This is a genomic window from Frigoribacterium sp. VKM Ac-2530, from assembly GCF_015350835.1.
Lineage (GTDB): Bacteria > Actinomycetota > Actinomycetes > Actinomycetales > Microbacteriaceae > Frigoribacterium.
In genome coordinates, this window is record NZ_JADKSE010000002.1 from 1133149 (window position 1) to 1151002 (window position 17854).

The 17854-nt window shown below is 73.4% G+C and carries 15 protein-coding genes and 1 tRNA gene; 9 read left to right on the top strand and 7 right to left on the bottom strand.

Annotated elements, in window-relative coordinates; all coding sequences use genetic code 11:
* Positions 1–37: 37 nt before the first annotated feature.
* Complete coding sequence (locus ITJ48_RS14305; RefSeq protein ID WP_194614155.1) at positions 38–721, top strand: SOS response-associated peptidase; 684 nt, start codon at positions 38–40, stop codon at positions 719–721.
* On the opposite strand, the gene ITJ48_RS14310 is transcribed toward ITJ48_RS14305, so the two are convergent.
* Genes ITJ48_RS14310 through ITJ48_RS14335 form a run of 6 tightly spaced genes read right to left on the bottom strand, consistent with a single transcriptional unit; the run spans position 702 to position 9182 of the window.
* Positions 702–1424 carry a hypothetical protein gene (locus ITJ48_RS14310; RefSeq protein ID WP_194614156.1) on the bottom strand — a complete coding sequence of 241 codons (723 nt, stop codon included), beginning with the start codon at positions 1422–1424 and terminating at the stop codon, positions 702–704. The two genes, ITJ48_RS14305 and ITJ48_RS14310, sit on opposite strands and share 20 nt — an antisense overlap.
* Positions 1421–5401, bottom strand: a complete 3981-nt coding sequence (eccCa, locus tag ITJ48_RS14315; RefSeq protein WP_194614157.1) for a type VII secretion protein EccCa — start codon at positions 5399–5401, stop codon at positions 1421–1423. The genes ITJ48_RS14310 and eccCa overlap by 4 nt, the downstream gene beginning before the upstream one ends.
* Positions 5398–6399, bottom strand: a complete 1002-nt coding sequence (locus tag ITJ48_RS14320; RefSeq protein ID WP_194614158.1) for a hypothetical protein — start codon at positions 6397–6399, stop codon at positions 5398–5400. The genes eccCa and ITJ48_RS14320 overlap by 4 nt, the downstream gene beginning before the upstream one ends.
* Positions 6396–7724, bottom strand: coding sequence for an EsaB/YukD family protein (locus ITJ48_RS14325; RefSeq protein WP_194614159.1), 1329 nt, complete (start codon positions 7722–7724; stop codon positions 6396–6398). The genes ITJ48_RS14320 and ITJ48_RS14325 overlap by 4 nt, the downstream gene beginning before the upstream one ends.
* Complete coding sequence (locus ITJ48_RS14330; RefSeq protein ID WP_194614160.1) at positions 7721–8086, bottom strand: hypothetical protein; 366 nt, start codon at positions 8084–8086, stop codon at positions 7721–7723. The genes ITJ48_RS14325 and ITJ48_RS14330 overlap by 4 nt, the downstream gene beginning before the upstream one ends.
* Positions 8076–9182 (bottom strand): FHA domain-containing protein, encoded by a 1107-nt coding sequence (locus ITJ48_RS14335; RefSeq protein ID WP_194614161.1) that lies wholly within the window; start codon positions 9180–9182, stop codon positions 8076–8078. Before ITJ48_RS14335 ends, ITJ48_RS14330 begins: the two co-directional genes overlap by 11 nt.
* A gap of 212 nt (positions 9183–9394) precedes the next feature.
* On the opposite strand from ITJ48_RS14335, the gene ITJ48_RS14340 reads away from it, so the two are divergent.
* Both ITJ48_RS14340 and ITJ48_RS14345 read left to right on the top strand, forming a co-directional pair.
* Positions 9395–9781: a hypothetical protein gene (locus ITJ48_RS14340; RefSeq protein ID WP_314100643.1), complete on the top strand. Its 387-nt coding sequence runs from the start codon at positions 9395–9397 to the stop codon at positions 9779–9781.
* Between the two features lie 18 nt (positions 9782–9799).
* Positions 9800–10108, top strand: a complete 309-nt coding sequence (locus ITJ48_RS14345) for a pore-forming ESAT-6 family protein (protein WP_194614162.1) — start codon at positions 9800–9802, stop codon at positions 10106–10108.
* A gap of 216 nt (positions 10109–10324) precedes the next feature.
* Here ITJ48_RS14345 and ITJ48_RS14350 read toward each other — a convergent pair.
* Positions 10325–10408, bottom strand: a tRNA-Leu gene (locus ITJ48_RS14350).
* A gap of 109 nt (positions 10409–10517) precedes the next feature.
* Between ITJ48_RS14350 and ITJ48_RS14355 the strand changes: the two genes are divergently transcribed.
* From ITJ48_RS14355 to ITJ48_RS14380, 6 genes are read left to right on the top strand one after another with little or no spacing between them, the layout of a single operon-like run.
* Entirely contained in the window at positions 10518–11231 is a 714-nt protein-coding gene (locus ITJ48_RS14355; RefSeq protein WP_123547418.1) for a DUF3662 and FHA domain-containing protein, read from the top strand.
* Positions 11228–11761 (top strand): FHA domain-containing protein, encoded by a 534-nt coding sequence (locus tag ITJ48_RS14360; RefSeq protein WP_370544942.1) that lies wholly within the window; start codon positions 11228–11230, stop codon positions 11759–11761. The genes ITJ48_RS14355 and ITJ48_RS14360 overlap by 4 nt, the downstream gene beginning before the upstream one ends.
* A gap of 7 nt (positions 11762–11768) precedes the next feature.
* Entirely contained in the window at positions 11769–13013 is a 1245-nt protein-coding gene (locus tag ITJ48_RS14365; RefSeq protein ID WP_123547417.1) for a PP2C family serine/threonine-protein phosphatase, read from the top strand.
* Positions 12997–14490 carry an FtsW/RodA/SpoVE family cell cycle protein gene (locus tag ITJ48_RS14370; RefSeq protein WP_194614163.1) on the top strand — a complete coding sequence of 498 codons (1494 nt, stop codon included), beginning with the start codon at positions 12997–12999 and terminating at the stop codon, positions 14488–14490. Before ITJ48_RS14365 ends, ITJ48_RS14370 begins: the two co-directional genes overlap by 17 nt.
* Complete coding sequence (locus ITJ48_RS14375; RefSeq protein ID WP_123547415.1) at positions 14490–15962, top strand: penicillin-binding protein 2; 1473 nt, start codon at positions 14490–14492, stop codon at positions 15960–15962. Before ITJ48_RS14370 ends, ITJ48_RS14375 begins: the two co-directional genes overlap by 1 nt.
* Positions 15959–17758 (top strand): protein kinase, encoded by a 1800-nt coding sequence (locus tag ITJ48_RS14380; protein ID WP_194614164.1) that lies wholly within the window; start codon positions 15959–15961, stop codon positions 17756–17758. Before ITJ48_RS14375 ends, ITJ48_RS14380 begins: the two co-directional genes overlap by 4 nt.
* Positions 17759–17854 lie beyond the last annotated feature (96 nt).

The window sequence follows — 17854 nt, forward strand, 5'->3', positions numbered from 1 at the left end:
TCTTCCCCCGACGTCCCGACGGGAGCAGACTGACGCCATGTGCGGCCGCTACGTCATCGCGAAGGCCACGTCCGACCTGATGCCCGACCTGCTCGCCGGCCTCGGCACCCTGCCGGACGACTTCAACGTCGCCCCGACGACGACGGTGCCCGTGGTGCGCACGCGCCACGGCGGCCGTGAGCTCGCCCAGGCGCGCTGGGGGCTGACGCCCTCGTGGTACCCCGACCTGAAGAAACGGCCCCAGCCGATCAACGCCCGCGTCGAGACCGTCGCGACGAGCGGGATGTTCCGCCGGCCGTTCGCGCAGGCACGCTGCATCGTGCCTGCCCTCGGGTACTACGAGTGGGTCGTCACCGAGACGGGCAAGCAGCCGCACTTCGTGCACCAGCCGGACGCCGGCCTCGCGATGGCCGGCGTGATGAGCGCCTGGCCCGACCCCGCCAAGGACGAGGACGACCCGACGCGGTGGGTGCTCTCGATGTCGATCATCACCCGCGACGCCCACGTCGCGCCCGGCGAGGTCCACGACCGGATGCCGTCCTGTCTCACGCCCGACGCCTACGACGACTGGCTGGGCGACCACCTCGACACGGGCGAGCTGCTCTCGCTGCTCGACCGCGCCTCCTTCGAGGTGGCCCACGACCTCGTGCACCACGAGGTCACGCGCGACGTCGGCTCGGTGCGGAACACCGGGCCGAGGCTCATCGAGCCGGTGGGCTGAGGCCCGGACCGTCCACCGGGCCCCCCGCCGGACCAGCGGGCGCCTCGCCCGGCACGCCGCCGGGCGACACCGGAGGCGAGGAGCCCGGGGCGACCGGGGGCGGAGCGGTCGTGGTCGCGCCCGCGTGGCTCACGAGCCGCTCGCGCAGGTACGAGGCCAGGGTGCCCTGAGCACGGCGCGACTCGGCGTTCACGCGGTTGAGCGGCACCCGACCGCCCGCGGCGAGCGCCGGGTCGCGCGGGACGACCACGAGCGACCGCCGGCCGAACTCGTTCTGGAGCGCCTCCTCGGCACGCGCGGTCGAGTGCTGGCCGAAGGTCCCCACGACGACCACGAGGATGCGCCGCAGCCCGCCGCTGCCGTGGCGCTCGCGCACCTTCTCGAGCACGCGGCGGACGTCGGCCGTGCCGGCCTCGGTGGTCGGCCCGACGACGACGCCGAACACGTCGGGCTCGGCCAGCAGGTCGATCAGGGCCCCGTCGGCGTGCGCCCCGAGGTCGTGCAGCGACAGCGACCGGTCCACGCGGCCCGCGTCGTCCCCTCCGGTCAGGCGTGCGCCCAGGTCGCCTCCCGAGTGGTCGACGAGCCGGGGCGACGAGTCGCCGGAGAGCGTCGTGAAGAGCAGGGCCGTGACGGTGGTGGTGCCCACGCCCCCCGCCACGCCCGCGACGACGACGCGACGGCTGCCGGCGACGGCGCTCACGACGCCGTCCCGGACGCGGAGGACTCGCCCGCACCGGCAGGCCCGCCCGCACCAGGAGGCCCGGCAGGCCGGAAGTCGGCCACCTGCACGATGCGGGGAGACTGCCCCCGGCGGACGAGCCGGCCGCGCCCCGCGGTCATCTGCTCCGCGTAGACCTGCGGCAGGATCTGCCCCTCGCTCCGCTCGCCGGACATCACCAGCGACGACCCGCCCGTGTCGCGGAGCGTCTGCAGCGCGGAGTCGTAGAGCGCGCGCGAGGCCCCGGCGACGGGCCGGCTGAGCAGCACGTGCAGCCGCAGGTCCCGAGCCGACGGCAGGAACGGGAGCAGGGGACGCAGCGGCTCGGTGCCGCCGGACGCGACGATGTCGTAGTCGTCGACCACCACGACGATGCGCGGCCCCGCCGCCCGGTCCCCCGCCTGCCGCGCCGCGAGCTCGCCCGCGACGGCCGTGGCGAGCGCCCTGGCGTCCGTCGAGGTCGAGGCGTGTCCGCCCAGGTAGTCGTCGGGCACCTCCGAGACGAGGTCGCCGCGGAGGTCCATCAGGGCGACGACGAGCTCGTCCGGCGAGGCGCGCTCGACGAAGCCGCGCACCAGCCCGCGCAGCACGGTGGACTTGCCCGAGCGGGAGTCGCCGAACACGAGCAGGTGCTGCTCGAGCGCAGGATCGAGCAGCACGGGCTGCATCGTGTCCTGCCGCAGGCCGAAGGGCACCGCGACGGGCTCGTCGTGGACGTCCGGCAGCTCGTCGGGCGAGAGCTCCGTCGGGAGGAGGCGGATCGGCGCGGCGGCCGGTCCGTTCCAGCTCGTCGCCGAGCGGCGCGCGAGGGCCTCCAGGGCCGCCCCGAGGTCGTCGTCGTCCGTGTCGTCGAGCACCGGGAGGGCGACCTGGGCGAACAGGTGGTCGTCCGTCAGCGCGCGGCCGGGCTGGTCGGAGCGGATCGTCTGGGCGAGCTTCCGGCCGATGACCGAGTCGGCAGGGTCGTTCAGGCGCAGCTCGACCCGCGTCCCGACGAGCGGCTGCTGCGCCATCCGCAGCTCGTTCCAGCGGGTCATGCCGAGCACGACGTGCAGGCCGTAGCCGCCGCCGCGCTGCAGCAGGTCGCCGAAGGGCGTCTCGAGCTCGGCGAAGTCGTTCCGCAGCGCGCCCGTGCCGTCGACGACGAGCACGACGTCGGCCGAGATCAGCTCGGGCACCTCGCCCGCCGCGTGCAGGCGACGCAGCATGGCGAGGGAGTCGATGCCGTGGTCGCGGAACACGCGCTCGCGCACCACGAGCATCGCGGCGAGCTCCTCGAGCAGCCGGAGGAGGCGGTCCTTGCTGGCCCGCGTCGCGACGCCTCCCACGTGCGGGAACCCCTCGATCCGCGCGAGCCCGCCGCCCGTCAGGTCCATGCCGTAGACGGTGACCTCGCGGGGGGTGTGCGTGAGGGCGAGGGAGGCGACGACCGTGCGCAGGAACGTGCTGCGGCCGGTCTGCGGGGCGCCGATCACGGCGACGTGCCCGCCGGCCCGGGAGAGGTCGAGGAGCCAGGGGTCCTGACGCTGGCGCACGGGGTCGTCGAGCAGCCCGACGGGCACGCGCAGCCCGCCCGCGCCGGGCTCGCCGACGACCCGCGAGAGGGCGAGCCGGTCGGGCAGCGGCGGCAGCCAGACGGGGTCGACCGCCGGTCCGCCGGCCATGAGGCGGTCGACGGCCTCGTCGATGACCGCACGCCCGACGTCGGGCCGGCTCAGCTCCTCCTCGCCCTGGTCGTCGTCGGACGACGCGATGCCGTTGTAGGTCGGCAGCAGCAGGGGCACGGGACGCACGTCCTCCGTCGACAGGGCGCGTGCCGCCTCCGAGGGGAGGGGACCCGAGACGAAGCCCGCGCGGAAGCGCCGGTACACCGACGTGTCGACCTTGAGGAACCCGTAGCCCGGCACGGCGGGCAGGTGGAACGCGTCGGGCCGGTCGAGCACGATCGAGCTCTCGGCCTCGGAGAAGGTGCGGAGGCCGATCCGGTACGAGAGGTAGGTGTCGAGTCCGCGCAGCTTGCCAGCCTCGATGCGCTGGCTGGAGAGCAGCAGGTGCACGCCGATCGACCGGCCGATGCGACCGATCGTCAGCAGCAGGTCGACGAACTCGGGCTCGGCGGTGAGCAGCTCGCCGAACTCGTCGATGACGACGAAGAGGTGCGGCATCGGCGGCAGCTCCGGCCGCTCGGCCCGCATCTCGCGGTAGTGGCTGATCGAGGCGGCCCCGCCCGCGTCGCGGAGCTGCTCCTGGCGCCGGACGACCTCGCCCTGGATGCTGACCCGGGCACGCTCGGTCAGCTGGGCGTCGTCGGCGAGGTTGTCGATCAGTCCCGCGACGTGCGGGAGGCCCTGGAAGGGCGCGAAGGCCGCCCCTCCCTTGTAGTCGACGAGCACCATGCTGAGGTCCTCCGGGGGGTGCGACAGGGCGAGCCCCAGCACGAGCGTGCGCAGCAGCTCGCTCTTGCCCGAGCCGGTCGCGCCGATGCAGATGCCGTGCGGGCCCATGCCGAGCTGCGCCGACTCCTTGAGGTCGAGCAGCACGGGCGCGCCGAAGTCGTCGAGCCCGATCGGCACCCGCAGGAAGTCCCGCGGCGAGCGCGGCGTCCACGCCGTCGCGGGGGTCAGCGTGGTGACGTCGTCGATGCCGAGCAGCTCGGTGACGCTGATCGAGCGGGCGGAGTCGACCTCGTCCTGGCGGCTGAGGCTGAGGCGCAGCGGCGTGAGCGTGCGGGCGACGGCCTCGAAGAGCTGGGGGGTCGTGGTGTCGACGACGGCCCGCTGCACGCGCACCTGGCCGTCGTCCTCGACCCGCGCGTCGGTGACGACCGCCTCCTCGCCCTCGACCGTGATGCGGAGCGTCACGTCCGACGGCTCGTGCAGGCGGTCGCTGAGCAGGTGGACCGTGGTGACGCCGAGGTCGGTCAGCGACAGGTCGGCGTCGGGCACGGGGATGCTCGAGGCGACGTGGCCCCAGTCGTCGACGAAGACGACCAGCCGGGAGCCGTCGGTGCGCGCGGTCGTGCCGATCGAGCGCTTCGTGGTCGCCGCCTCCTGCGCCCTGTCGCCCAGCTCGCCGCCGATCACCGAGAGCAACGAGGAGGCGCTGGGCGCGACGCGGCGCGCCGGCACCGGCCCGTCGAAGAGCGAGTCGACCACGGCGTGGGGCAGCAGGTCGACGCCCTTCCAGTCGGCGGCAGCGCTCTCGGGGAAGGCCGCGGCGATGTGCACGTCGTCGGGCGAGTGCAGGGCGGCCAGCTGCAGGATCATCGAGCGCGCGACGCGCAGGGCGGACTCGCGGTCGCCGAGCACGGCGACCGAGCCGGCACGGTCGAGGTCGACGGTGATCGGCATGCCGCGCACCGTCGAGAGGTGGTCGACGACCGACTGGGCCTCGCTCACCATGATCGGGTCGAACGGCTGGACGGGGTCGGGGTCGTCGGGGACGGACATCGGGAACCAGGCCAGGTCGCCCTCGCCGATCCGGACGGAGAGGAAGTCGTCGTGCTGACGGCGGCGCTCCCAGAGCCGTGCGGGGTCGCGGACGAGCTCGAGCAGCGCTGCGGGCTCGGGGTCGAGCACGGCCGCCGTCGCGCGCACGGCCCGGCCCTTGGTCCGCATGGCGGCGCGCAGCCGCTCGAGGAAGTCGAGGTAGCGCTCACGCTGCACCCGGCGCTGCCGCACGGCGTTGCCGCGCTGGCTGAGGGTGACCGCCAGGCCGCCGATCAGGGCGACGAGCAGCAGCACGCCGCCCACGAGCAGGAACAGCGGGTTGGAGCTGCCGCGGTAGACGACGATCATCACGACGGACGAGAGCGCCCCGACCACGGGCAGCAGCGCCTGCACGGGAACGCCGCCGACCTTGCCGTCGGCCAGCTGGGGCGGCGGCGTGACGTCCTGGTGCTCGGCCGGCTTCACCGGCCGGGTGATCCGGGTCGGACGGTGGACGAGCTTGACGGTCATCGCCGTGCCTCCTGGCTCCGCGTGGCGGTGGTCGACCCGGCTGACCGGCGCCCGCTGCGGCGCTCGGGGTCGCGCCCGGCGGTGGCCTGCGGGTCGCGGCCCCGCACGGCGTCCCGGGCGGACGACGCCTCCGCCCGCGGCGACGCGGCCGACCCTGCTGCTGCCGACGAGCCGGCCGCGGGCATGAGCGCCGCGGCCAGCCGCGCGTACGCGATGCGGGTCCGCGTGCCGAGGGCGGCGCTGCCCACGGGACGGGCCGCTCCGCGCCGGGCGTCGTAGGGCACGTGGACGACGGGCACGGTCGGGTCGTCGCCCACCGTCGTCGGGGCCGCCCGCCCGGCCGCCCCCACGTCGACGAGCGCGATCACGACGTCGGGCCGGTCGGGGTGGTCCTTGATCGCGGGCACGAGGGCCGCCGCCTCCTCGGCCGAGTGCCGGTCGGCGCGGGCGACGATGCAGACCGTGCGGCTGGCCGAGACGACGTCCGCCAGGTCGGCCCGCCAGTCGCGGACGCCCCAGTCGGTGACGACGAGCTCGAAGAACCGGCTGACGGGCGTCACCTCGTCGAACCAGGTCTCGGCGGACGCGACGGCGCGCGACTCGTCCCGCGGGTCGAGGTCGAGGGCCCACAGTCCGGACGGGGTCCGGGCCAGGCCGTCGACCGCCTCCGCCGAGCTCGTGGCGCCGCGTCGACGGCCCCGGTGCGCCGAGCCCCCGCCCGTGGGCGCCCCGGCGTGCCAGAGCATGCCGCGCGGCCCACGGGACGCGTCGACCCCGAGCACGAGCCCGGGGCGACGACGGGCGAGCAAGGACGCGACGTAGCCGGCGGTCGAGCTGGCGCCCGCGCCGCCCCGCGTCTGCACGACGCCGATGCGCCGCGACACCGGGAGGGGCCTCCGCAGCACCTCGTCGACGGTGCTGAGCTCGTGCACCCGCGCCGACACGCTGCCCAGCAGGGCGAGCGGCGCCGACCGGACGAACGCGTCGAAGGCGGTCACGAGAAGGCCGCCAGGAGCTCGCCGTACACGCCGAACACGCCCACGAGGACGGGCAGCAGCGCGACGACGCCGAGGGCCTCGACCGTGTTGCCGAACCGGCGGAGCGAGGCGCGCTGGTGGGCGACCGGGTCGACGCCGCCCGCGACGACGGCCACGACCACGCCGGCCGCGAGCACGACGACGAGCAGCCACGTGGGGGCGAGGGCCTGCACGAGCACGCCGCCGGCGAGGCCGACGAGGGCCGCGGCCCAGAGCGCCCAGCCCTGCACGGCCACGGGCAGGGCGCGGGTGCGGGCCGCGACGACGAGCACCACGGCGACGCCGAGCCCGACCTGCCAGAGGTCGTCGGCACCGACGAGGGCCACGGTCGTCACGGCGATCGGTCCGGCGACCGCGAACGTCGCCCAGGTGAGCGTGCGGTACGCCTCCGAGACGGTGACGAGCACCTCGTCGCGCCGCCCCCGTCGACCGTCGACGACCTGGTCGTCGAGCCCGGTCAGGCCGGAGGCGCTCATCGCGTACCAGGGCAGCAGTCCGCAGACGACGACGGTCAGCACGGCCCCCGTCCCGACGGCCCCGGCGTCGTCGACGCCGAGCAGCCGCAGCACGACCGGGGTCGCGGCGAGCACCGTGCCGAGCACGCCCGCCCACCACGCCGACCGGTGGCCGAGGCCCGCTCCGACCCCGAGGGCGAGGGCCGCCCAGACCAGCACCAGCGCGACGAGCGGCAGGTCCACGGCGGGCACGAGCAGGCCGGAGGTGCCGCTCGCGACGATCGTCGCGGCCAACGGCACCGAGGTGCCGAGCGCGACGGCGGTCGCGGCGACCGAGAGCCAGCGGCCGCGGAACCGGCCCGCGACGATCGCGACGGCGACGGCGAACAGCCAGGCGCCGCCGAGCGACCCGAGCGGCTCGACCTCGTCGAGCCGCACGGCGACCAGCGAGAGCACCCCGGAGAGCGCACCGATCGTGACGGCCGCGGTGGCCGTCCTCGAACGACGGGTCCAGAGTCCCGGTCGCGAGGCGAGCGACTCGGCGAGCACGTCGGTGACGTCGGCGACCTCGGGAGGCGGCGGGGCGGCGTCCTCGCGCAGCAGACGCAGCAGCTCGCCGTCCACCACGCGCTGCTCCGCCGCCGACAGCGACGAGTCGAGCTGCTCGCCCGTCGAGCGCACGAGGGCGAGCGGGCGCGACACCGCGCCGGGCACCTCGCCGAGCAGCTCCATGAGCCGGGGCACGAGGCCGCCGATCGGCTCGTCGGCGGGCACGACGAGATCGGCGCGCCGCGTGGACCCGACGATGGTCAGACGGGTGTAGTCGGTCATCGGGGCTCCGTGGTCGGGATCTGGCTGGGGTCGGGACCGTCGGTCCGGACGATGTCGGCGGGGGCGGTGTCGGCCGGCGTCGGCGACGTCGTCGCACCTCCCGTGCTGCCGAACCGCTGCTGCTGCTCGAGCTGCTGCTGCGCCTGGGCCTCGCGCTGGTCCGCGAGGACCGAGAGCACGAACGAGGTGCCGGCACAGCCCGCGCAGGCGACGGCGGCGACGACGAGGCTCACCACGAGGCGGCGCACGTTGTCGACGACGGGCCGGCGCTCCTCTAGCTCGCCGAAGAGCAGGGCCGAGACGAGTCGTGACCGGTGGGTCTTGACGGTCTCGAGCAGGACGACGTCGCGGTCACCGCTCACGGGACGCTCCTTCCCCGGGGGCCGCGTGCGCGCCGGCGCCGACGGACGCGGCGGCCCGGGTGGGCGCCCCTGCGGCGAGGCGGCGGTCGTCGACGACGCCGGACGGCTGCACCACGACCGTCCGCTCGCCGAGCTCGATCGTGTACCCCACGGCGGCCGGGCCGCGGAGCCCCGGCACGAGCGGCTGCCGCGTGCCGTCGGGCGCGACGAGCGACGACCCGTTGGTCGAGCCGAGGTCGGTCACCCAGAGCACGGGGCCCTGCCACTCGAGCAGGGCGTGGGTCTTGGTGAGGCTCCGCCCGAGGTCGGCCCAGGCGAACACGGGGTGGTCGTCGCCGTCGCGGACGACGGGCGCGCGGCCGATCAACAACGACGTCTCGAGCTCGAGCCGTTCGCCGCTGTCGAGCACCAGCACGACGACGGCGTCGCCCTGGGTCGCCCGTCCCGAGCCGGTCCGCCCGAGCGTGGCCTCGTCGGGGCGCCAGGCCGGGTCGGCAGCGTCGTGCTGCCGCACGGGACCGGCACCGATGCCGGCTCCGGGAGGCGCGAGCACGGGACGCCGGACCACCGGCGCCGACGACGTGAGCGGGTCGCGCCCGCGCCGCAGGTCGACGGTCACGGTCTGTCGGCGGATCGAGAACCTCCCGCGACGGTCGACGCGGAGCACCGCGGGCGGTCGCCCGGTGAGGTCGTCGACGGTGCGGAGGGAGAGGGCGAGTCGGCCGAGCGAACGGCCTCGGGTGACGAACGCGGCGACGTCGACCACGACGAGCGCCACGGCGGCGACGGCGACGGCGACCTCGACGGGCAGGGGCACGAGGGCGGCGCCGGGAGCAGCCGAGGAGGCGCCCGTCACGACCCCGAGGACGAGCACGGCCAGCAGCGCGAGGGGCACGCCCCAGTCGAGCGCGACGGCGGCGCGACGTCGCGAGGGAGCAGCGGGCTGCACGCCGGCGAGCAGGCCCGAGTAGGTGCCGATGGCGCTGCCGGGCGCGGCCGGGACGATGCGGACGCCGCAGGAGGAGCACCACGAGCCGCCTGTGGCGAGCGGGGCCCCGCACCGACCGCAGCTCCGCGCGCCCACCAGAGCACCCATCGGCGCCGCCTCTCGTCCCCGGGACCAGCCGTGCCGCCCGCCGCGACCGGCGGCGCGCCCGGCGAGGTCCCCTCGACCGCCGAACCGCCTCAATCTAACGGATCACGAGCTGCGCGGGTCGGTCACGGCCGAAGGGGGGAGCAGACCGATCTGTCCGTCCTCCTCGGCGCACGAGATGTACCCCTCCGACGGGTGGCGGAGGGGTCGTCCTCGTGGTTTCCTCATATGTCGACCACCAGTTCGAGACGCACGAGGAGACGATGATGAAGTTCGCCATGGGGAGCGAGACACTCACGCAGCTGAGCCAGAAGACGAGCGGGGCCGGCGACGACCTCGGCGCCCTGGTCCGCCAGCTGGCCGACGCCGCCGAGCCGCTCGAGGGGCGCTTCAACGGCGCCGGACGAGCGGCCTTCGACCGCTTCAAGAACGAGGTCGACGGCATCTCCGTCGAGCTCAACGCGGCCCTGTCGTCGGTGCTCACCGGCATCACGGGCCAGAACCGCGCGTTCCTCGAGGGGGAGCAGCAGATCGCCGACGAGACCTCGTCGGCCCAGGCGGGCGCCGGCTTCGAGTCGGCCCGTTTCGGCACGCAGGCATAAGGCGAGGGGAGCAGACAGATGGCCAACGCAACGGACCGCCGCGACTACGACCTCGCGGCCTCGGGCAACGCCCAGGACAACTTCAACGCCGTCGCCGGTCGGCTCGAGGCGCTCATCACGCAGCGCGACGCCGACGTCAAGACGGCGATGGCCGACTACCAGGCCGACGGCTCGAGCGAGGAGTACGCCACCAAGGAGCAGCGCTGGAACCGCGTCGCGACCGAGGTGCGCACGATCATCAACACCCTCCGCACGTCCCTGCAGTCGAACGACGAGTCGGCCCAGACCGCCATGCAGCGCGCCAAGGCAGCCGTCGACGGCATCTGAGGCACGTCCGCGCCCGTGACCCGCTCACGGACCGACCGAGAAGGGCCCTCCACCGGAGGGCCCTTCGTCGTCGCGCCGCACGCCCGGCGGCGCAGCCTGACGAACACGAAGGAAATGGCCCACCCGCAGGGGTGAGCCATCTTCGCGACGTGGCGGCGGCGCGACAGAAGACACCGCGAATGGAAAAGGCCCTCCAGAGGAGGGCCTTTTCGTTCGTGCGCGAGGGGGGACTTGAACCCCCACGCCCTTTCGAGCACTGGCACCTGAAGCCAGCGCGTCTGCCAATTCCGCCACTCGCGCGAACTCGAGAACATTATCATGTCCGAGCGCCCCGTCAGAGCACCTGCGGGGGCCGTCCACGCCGTCCGGCTAAGATCGGGCGACCAGCGACCCCCGAACCTGGAGACCCATGGGACTGCTCGACAACTTCGAACGCGGGCTGGAGCGCGCCGTGAACGGCGCCTTCGCCAAGACGTTCCGTTCGAGCGTGCAGCCCCTCGAGATCACGAGCGCGCTGCGGCGCGAGCTCGACACGAAGGCGGCCGTGGTCTCCCGTGACCGCATCCTCGTGCCGAACGAGCTCCTGGTCCGGCTGTCCCCGGCCGACCACGAGGCGATGGCCTCCGTGGGACCGGCCCTGATCGACGAGCTCACGCAGCTCACGCAGCGTCACGCGACGGCACAGGGCTACCAGTTCGCCGGGCCGCTCCGGGTCCAGCTCCGGGAGGACGAGGCGCTGAGCGTCGGCATCCTCGCCGTCGACTCGCGCAACGTGCAGGGCGACGTGAAGTGGCGCCCGTTCGTCGACGTCGACGGGACGCGCCACGCGATCACCGGCCAGCGCACCGTCATCGGCCGGGGCAGCGACGCGGACATCACCGTGCAGGACACGGGCACGAGCCGCAAGCACGTCGAGATCCTCTGGGACGGCCAGCGCGCGCAGGCTCGCGACCTGGGCTCCACGAACGGCTCGAAGCTGAACGGCGCACCGCTCTCGAAGGCGGCCCTGCAGCCCGACTCGGTCATCGAGATCGGTCGTACGCGTATCGTGTTCCGGGTGCTCCCCCAGTCATCGACGCCCGACCCCTTCGACGGGCCCGACGTCCGAGGGGGATCCTGGTGACCAGTGAGCTGACCCTCTTCGCCCTGCGCTTCGCCTTCCTGGCCGTGCTGTGGCTCTTCGTCTTCGCCGTCGTCTTCGCCCTGCGGTCCGACCTCTTCGGGCAGCGGGCGCGCAAGATGCCGACCGACCAGCAGCCGGGACGGGCCTCGTCGGCCGCCGCCGCGCCTCCTGCGCCCCGGCCCGTGTCCACGCCGGCGCCCGCGCAGCAGCGCCCGCCTGCCGCCCCCTCGTCCGACGGGGCCGCGACGCGCCTCGTCATCACGAAGGGCGCCAAGGCGGGTCTCGAGATGCCGCTCGGCGACGGCCCCCTCACGATCGGTCGGTCGCAGGAGAGCAACCTGGTCATCCGCGACGACTACACCTCCACGCACCACGCCCGGCTGATGCTCTGGAACGGACGCTGGGTCGTGCAGGACCTGGACAGCACGAACGGGACGTTCCTCGCGGACGAGCGCGTCACCGTCCCCACTCCGGTGCCGACGGGCGCCACGGTGACGATCGGGCAGACGAGCTTCGAGCTGCGACGGTAGCCGCCCGATGACGACGCCCAAGAGTGCCGCCCTGTCCAACGTGGGCAAGATCCGGTCCAACAACCAGGACAGCGGCTACGCCGGTCAGCAGCTGTTCGTCGTCGCGGACGGCATGGGCGGCCACGCCGGCGGCGACGTCGCCTCGGCCATCGCCATCCGCCGCATCCGCGAGACCGACAAGCAGTACACGTCGCCGGGCGACGCGGAGTTCGCGCTGCAGTCGTCGCTGATCGCGGCCAACCAGCTGCTCGCCGAGACGGTCTTCGAGCACCAGGAGCTCACCGGCATGGGCACGACCGTGAGCGCGCTGCTCCGCGTCGGCGACAGCATGACGATCGCCCACATCGGCGACTCCCGCATCTACCTGTGGCGCGACGGCGAGCTGAGCCAGATCACCGCCGACCACACCTTCGTCCAGCGGCTCGTCGACAGCGGCCGGATCACGGCCGAGGAGGCGGCGGTCCACCCCCGCAGGAGCGTCCTGATGCGCGTCCTCGGCGACGTCGACGCGGCCCCCGAGATCGACACGGCCATCATCGGCACCCAGCCGGGCGACCGCTGGCTCATCTGCTCCGACGGACTGAGCAGCTACCTCGCCGAGGACCGCATCAAGAAGGCCCTCGCCGCCGGCCTCGACGCCGACCAGACCACGCGCCGCCTCGTCAAGGAGACCCTCGACCACGGCGCCCCCGACAACGTGACGGTGGTGGTCGTCGACGTCGACGACACCGGCGACTCGTCCGTCGAGCCCCCGGTCACGGTCGGCTCGGCCTCGGCCCCGCTCACCTTCGAGGGCGAGGCCGGTCGCAAGTCGCTGCGCCTGCCGACGATCCTGCTGCACCCCCTCAAGGTCGCGTCGACCCCGGAGGACAGCCACTTCGAGCCCGAGTCCGACGAGTACCTCGCCGAGCTCATCGCAGAGGACAGACGTCGGCGTCGCCGTCGTCGCGTCACCTGGCTGGTGGCGCTCGTCGTCGCCGTCGGCGCCCTCGTCGCGGGCCTGTTCCTCGCCTACCAGTGGACCCAGGACCACTACTACGTCGGCGAGCGGAACGGCACGGTCGTGATCTACAAGGGCGTCCAGCAGACGCTCGGCCCGATCACCCTGAGCGAGGTGCACGAGGTCACCGACGTCCGGGTGGACGACCTGCCGAACTACACGCAGCAGACCGTCGAGGACACGATCAACGCGGACTCGCTCGGCGACGCCCGCGCCATCGTCGAGAGGCTGGCCGATGCCGTCGCTCGATGACCAGCGGTCCGACGAGGCCTCCACCGAGCTGATCGGCCGTCCCGCAGGAGGCGCGGGGGCGTCCCGCGGACCCGCCCGCTCCTCCGGCGCCTCGGCCGGTGGCCCCGGGCAGGCCCAGAACCTGACGCAGGCGATCACGCTGCGGCTGCGCCAGCCCGCGAAGCTGCGGAACCTCGAGCTGCTGCTGCTCGTCGTCGCGGCCGGCATCTGCGCCGGGGCCATCGTGCTCGTGCAGCTCGGCGCGACCGGGGCGATCGACGCCTCCGTGCTGGTGGCCGGCTCCGCCGTGCTCGGCCTCGGGCTGATCTTCCACCTCGTGCTCCGGGTCGTCGCCCGCGAGGCCGACCCGTTCCTCCTGCCGATCGCTCTGACGCTCAACGGCATCGGCATCTCGATGATCTACCGCATCGACCTCGCCTACGGGCGCGAGGGCTGGGCCGCCTTCGGCATCAAGCAGATCGCGTGGACGGTCATGGCCATGACGATCGCGCTCGTCGCGCTGATCGTGGTCCGCAACTACCGGGTGCTCTCGCGGTACCGCTACATCGCGATGTTCGTCTCCATCGCCCTGCTCCTGCTCCCCTTGATCCCCGGTCTCGGCCGTGAGGGGCTGAACGCGCGCGTCTGGATCGACATCGGCCCGTTCTCGTTCCAGCCGGGCGAGATCGCGAAGATCACGCTGGCGATCTTCTTCGCGGGGTACCTGGTCACCGCCCGGGACAACCTCTCGCTGATGGGGCCCAAGATCCTCGGCATGCGGTTCCCGCGCGCGCGCGACCTCGGGCCGATCCTCATCGTGTGGGTGGTCGCCATGGGCGTGCTCATCTTCCAGCGCGACCTCGGCACCTCGCTGCTGTACTTCGGCCTGTTCCTGGTCATGATCTACATCGGCACGGGCCGCGGCAGCTGGATCGTGCTGGGCCTCACGATGTTCCTCGGGGGCGCCATCGTCGCCAGCACGTTCCTCGGGTACGTCCAGGGGCGCTTCCGGGCCTGGCTGAACCCGTTCGACCCTGCCGAGTACACGGCGGACGGCGGCTCGTTCCAGCTCGTGACGGGCCTGTTCGGCTTCGCGAACGGCGGCCTCGTCGGCACCGGGCTCGGCCAGGGCCGTCCGCAGACGACGCCCCTCGCCGAGAGCGACTACATCTTCGCCTCGCTCGGCGAGGAGCTCGGCCTGGCCGGGATCTTCGCGATCCTGGCGCTCTACCTGCTGCTGGTCTCCCGCGGCTTCCGCATCGGCTTCGTCGGCCAGGACGACTTCGGGCGGATGCTCGGCGTCGGCATCGCCTTCGTCATCGCCCTGCAGGTGTTCGTCGTGATGGGCGGCGTCACGCGGGTGATCCCCCTGACCGGGCTGACGGCTCCCTTCATGGCCGCGGGCGGCTCCTCCCTCGTGGCGAACTGGATCATCGTGGCGCTCCTGCTGCGGCTGTCCGACTCCGTCCGCGACCAACCGAGGCTGGTGATCGGCTGATGAACAAAGAACTCAAGCGCGTGAGCTTCGTGGTGCTCGCCATGTTCGTGGCGCTCTTCATCTCGAGCTCGTACATCACGACGATCCAGGCCGACACCCTGCGGGCCGACGGGCGCAACTACCGATCGCTGCTGGCGAGCTACTCGGCCCAGCGCGGCCCGATCCTCGTGGGCGGCCAGCCCGTGGCGCAGTCGGTGCCCGTCGACGACGTCTACGAGTTCCAGCGGACCTACCCGCAGCCCGAGCTCTACGCCCCCGTGACGGGCTACTACACGCTCGGCCAGGGCTCGCGCGGCGTCGAGGACGCCATGAACCAGCAGCTGACCGGCAACGCGAACTCGCAGTTCTTCGACCAGATCAACTCGCTGCTCACCGGACAGGACCCGGAGGGCGCCACGGTCAACCTCACGCTCGACCCCGCGGTGCAGCAGGCGGCGTACGACGCGCTCGGCGACAACTCGGGCTCGGTCGTCGCCATGGACCCGGCGACGGGCAAGATCCTCGCCATGGTGTCGAAGCAGAGCTACGACCCCAACCCGCTGGCGTCGCACGACCCCGCCGCGGTCAAGAGCTCGTACGACGCCCTCGTCGCCGACCCGTCCGACCCGCTGCAGAACAGGGCCATCCAGGGCGACCTCTACGCCCCCGGCTCCACCTTCAAGCTCGTCACGGTCGCCGCGGCCCTCGAGAGCGGCGACTACACGCCCGACAGCGAGTTCCCGAACCCCGCGACCCTGCAGCTGCCCGGATCCACCTTCAGCATCAACAACGCCGAGGGCGGCAGCTGCGGAGGCGGCGAGACGGCCACCATCGCCACCGCCCTCCGCCTGTCGTGCAACATCCCCATGGCCCAGCTCGGACAGGCGCTCGGCGCCGACGCCATGGCCGACCAGGCCGCGGCGTTCGGCTTCGGCGACGACTCGATCGACATCCCCCAGGCCGTGACGCCGAGCCGTTTCCCGGTCGAGCGCGACGGAGAGCCGATCGACGACGCCACGCTCATGCTGCAGTCGTTCGGCCAGGGCTCGGACCGGGTCACGCCGCTCCAGATGGCCATGGTCTCGTCCGCGATCGCCAACGGCGGCACGCTCATGGACCCGACGCTGATCGAGAGCGTCCTCAACCCCGACCTCAGCCCTGTGGAGGACTTCTCGCCCAGCGAGTACGGGAAGCCCGTCAGCACGGCGACGGCTCAGACGATGACCGACATGATGGTGCAGGACGTCGCGGACGGCGCCGCCAGCGGTGCGAGAATCGCTGGTGTCGACGTCGCGGGCAAGACGGGAACGGCCGAGAACGGCCCAGGCGACCCCTACACGTTGTGGTTCACCGGCTTCGCGCCGGCGGCGGACCCAGAAGTGGCCATCTCGGTGGTCGTCGAGAACGGCGGCGGACTCGGACAGTCCGCGTTCGGGAACAGTGTCGCGTCACCAATCGCGAAGAAAGTACTAGAGGCGGTGCTGAACAAATGAGACCTTCCGGCGGAATCACCTTCGGTGGGCGATACCAGTTGTCGACCCGCGTCGCCATCGGCGGCATGGGCGAGGTCTGGGAAGCCACGGACCTGGTCATCGGCCGCACGGTCGCGATCAAGATCCTCAAGGACGAGTACCTCGGCGACCCCGGCTTCCTCGAGCGCTTCCGCGCCGAGGCACGGCACGCCGCCCTCGTCAACCACGAGGGCATCGCGAACGTCTTCGACTACGGCGAGGAGGAGGGCAGCGCCTACCTCGTGATGGAGCTCGTCCCCGGCGAGGCCATGTCGACCGTGCTCGAGCGCGACCGGGTGCTGCCCACCGACAAGGTGCTCGACATCGTCGCGCAGACCGCGTCCGCCCTGCAGGCTGCCCACGCCGCGGGCCTCGTGCACCGCGACATCAAGCCGGGCAACCTGCTCGTCACGCCCGACGGCCGCGTCAAGATCACCGACTTCGGCATCGCGCGCATCGCCGACCAGGTGCCGCTCACCGCCACCGGCCAGGTCATGGGCACCGTGCAGTACCTGTCGCCCGAGCAGGCGAGCGGGCACCCCGCGTCGCCGAGCACCGACATCTACTCGCTCGGCATCGTGGCGTACGAGGCACTGGCCGGCCGACGTCCGTTCACGGGCGAGTCGCAGGTCGCCATCGCGATGGCGCAGATCAACGAGCAGCCGCCGGACCTGCCCTCGACGGTGTCCGAGCCCGTGCGTCGCCTCGTGCTCTCCTGCATCGCCAAGAAGCCGGCCGACCGCCCCGCCAGCGCCTCCGCGCTCGCCCAGGCCGCTCGGGCCCTGCGTCGCGGCGACGTGGCCGCGGCGACCGTCGCGGTCCCGATGATCGGCATGGCCGCCGCCGGGGCAGGCGACGCCGCGACCCAGGCCTTCAGCGCACAGGACGCCACCACCCAGCTCTACGACCCCACCGGCAGCACGCGCCAGCAGCCGGGCGCCGCCGCCTGGACGCCCGGCGCCGCCGACCCCGAGGCCCAGCGCGGCGAGGGCGACGAGCCGGACGACGAGAAGAAGCCGCGCAGCCCGTGGTTCTGGCCCCTCATCGTGCTGGGCGTGATCGTCCTGGCCGGTGTCGGTGCCCTCATCGCCTTCGCCGTGAACTCGGACGGTCCGGCGCCGGCCCCGACCACGCCGTCGTCGTCGGCCCCCGCGCCGTCCCCGTCGACCACGACGCCGGAGCCCGAGCCGAGCCCCACGACGGTCGCCGTCGACGAGAACGCCTACATCGGCCTCGCCGAGGACGACGCCCGCGCGCGCCTCGGCGACCTGGGCCTCGACGTCCTGTCCGTCGACGCGACGACCGCCGCTCCCGACGAGGCGAGGGTCGGCACCGTGGCGGGCCTCGACCGCAGCGGCAACGTGCCCATCGGCGCCACGGTGACGATGTCCATCTACCGGGCGGCACCGACGCCCCCGCAGCCGACGGCGCCGACGGCCTCCGCGACCACCGTTAAGGGGGACGGCCAGCAGACCGTGACCATCTCGTGGCAGGCGTACGGCAACTGCCCCGTGGGCTACACGCTGACCGGGTACACCTACTCGGTCACGGGCGGCTCGGACACGGCAGGCCAGACCACGGGCCAGCTCGGCACCAACGTCACGAGCGTCTCCGTGAAGTCGGCGACGCCCGGCAACATGACCGTGCAGTACGTCGCGGTGTGCGGCCAGCTGAGCTCGGCTCCCTCGGCCGGCGTGACGGTCGCCGTCACGGCTGACGAGGCTTCTCCGGGCACTGACCCTGACGAGCCGGGCACCGGCATCAGCCCGAGCGCCTGAAAGAGCCACAGAGAGGCCGCGACCGTCACGACGGTGGCGGCCTCCGTCGCGTCCCGGGGCGTCACGAAGCGCTGACAATCATCCCTCTGGCGTAGG

What these genes read in the sequence shown, in the direction of transcription:
- ITJ48_RS14365 (WP_123547417.1), top strand. Translation starts at nt 11,769, where the DNA reads ATGACGACGCCCAAGAGTGCCGCCCTGTCCAACGTGGGCAAGATCCGG.
- ITJ48_RS14375 (WP_123547415.1), top strand. Translation starts at nt 14,490, where the DNA reads ATGAACAAAGAACTCAAGCGCGTGAGCTTCGTGGTGCTCGCCATGTTC.
- eccCa (WP_194614157.1), bottom strand. Translation starts at nt 5,401, where the DNA reads ATGACCGTCAAGCTCGTCCACCGTCCGACCCGGATCACCCGGCCGGTG.
- ITJ48_RS14325 (WP_194614159.1), bottom strand. Translation starts at nt 7,724, where the DNA reads ATGACCGACTACACCCGTCTGACCATCGTCGGGTCCACGCGGCGCGCC.
- ITJ48_RS14380 (WP_194614164.1), top strand. Translation starts at nt 15,959, where the DNA reads ATGAGACCTTCCGGCGGAATCACCTTCGGTGGGCGATACCAGTTGTCG.
- ITJ48_RS14305 (WP_194614155.1), top strand. Translation starts at nt 38, where the DNA reads ATGTGCGGCCGCTACGTCATCGCGAAGGCCACGTCCGACCTGATGCCC.
- ITJ48_RS14355 (WP_123547418.1), top strand. Translation starts at nt 10,518, where the DNA reads ATGGGACTGCTCGACAACTTCGAACGCGGGCTGGAGCGCGCCGTGAAC.
- ITJ48_RS14335 (WP_194614161.1), bottom strand. Translation starts at nt 9,182, where the DNA reads ATGGGTGCTCTGGTGGGCGCGCGGAGCTGCGGTCGGTGCGGGGCCCCG.
- ITJ48_RS14345 (WP_194614162.1), top strand. Translation starts at nt 9,800, where the DNA reads ATGGCCAACGCAACGGACCGCCGCGACTACGACCTCGCGGCCTCGGGC.
- ITJ48_RS14370 (WP_194614163.1), top strand. Translation starts at nt 12,997, where the DNA reads ATGCCGTCGCTCGATGACCAGCGGTCCGACGAGGCCTCCACCGAGCTG.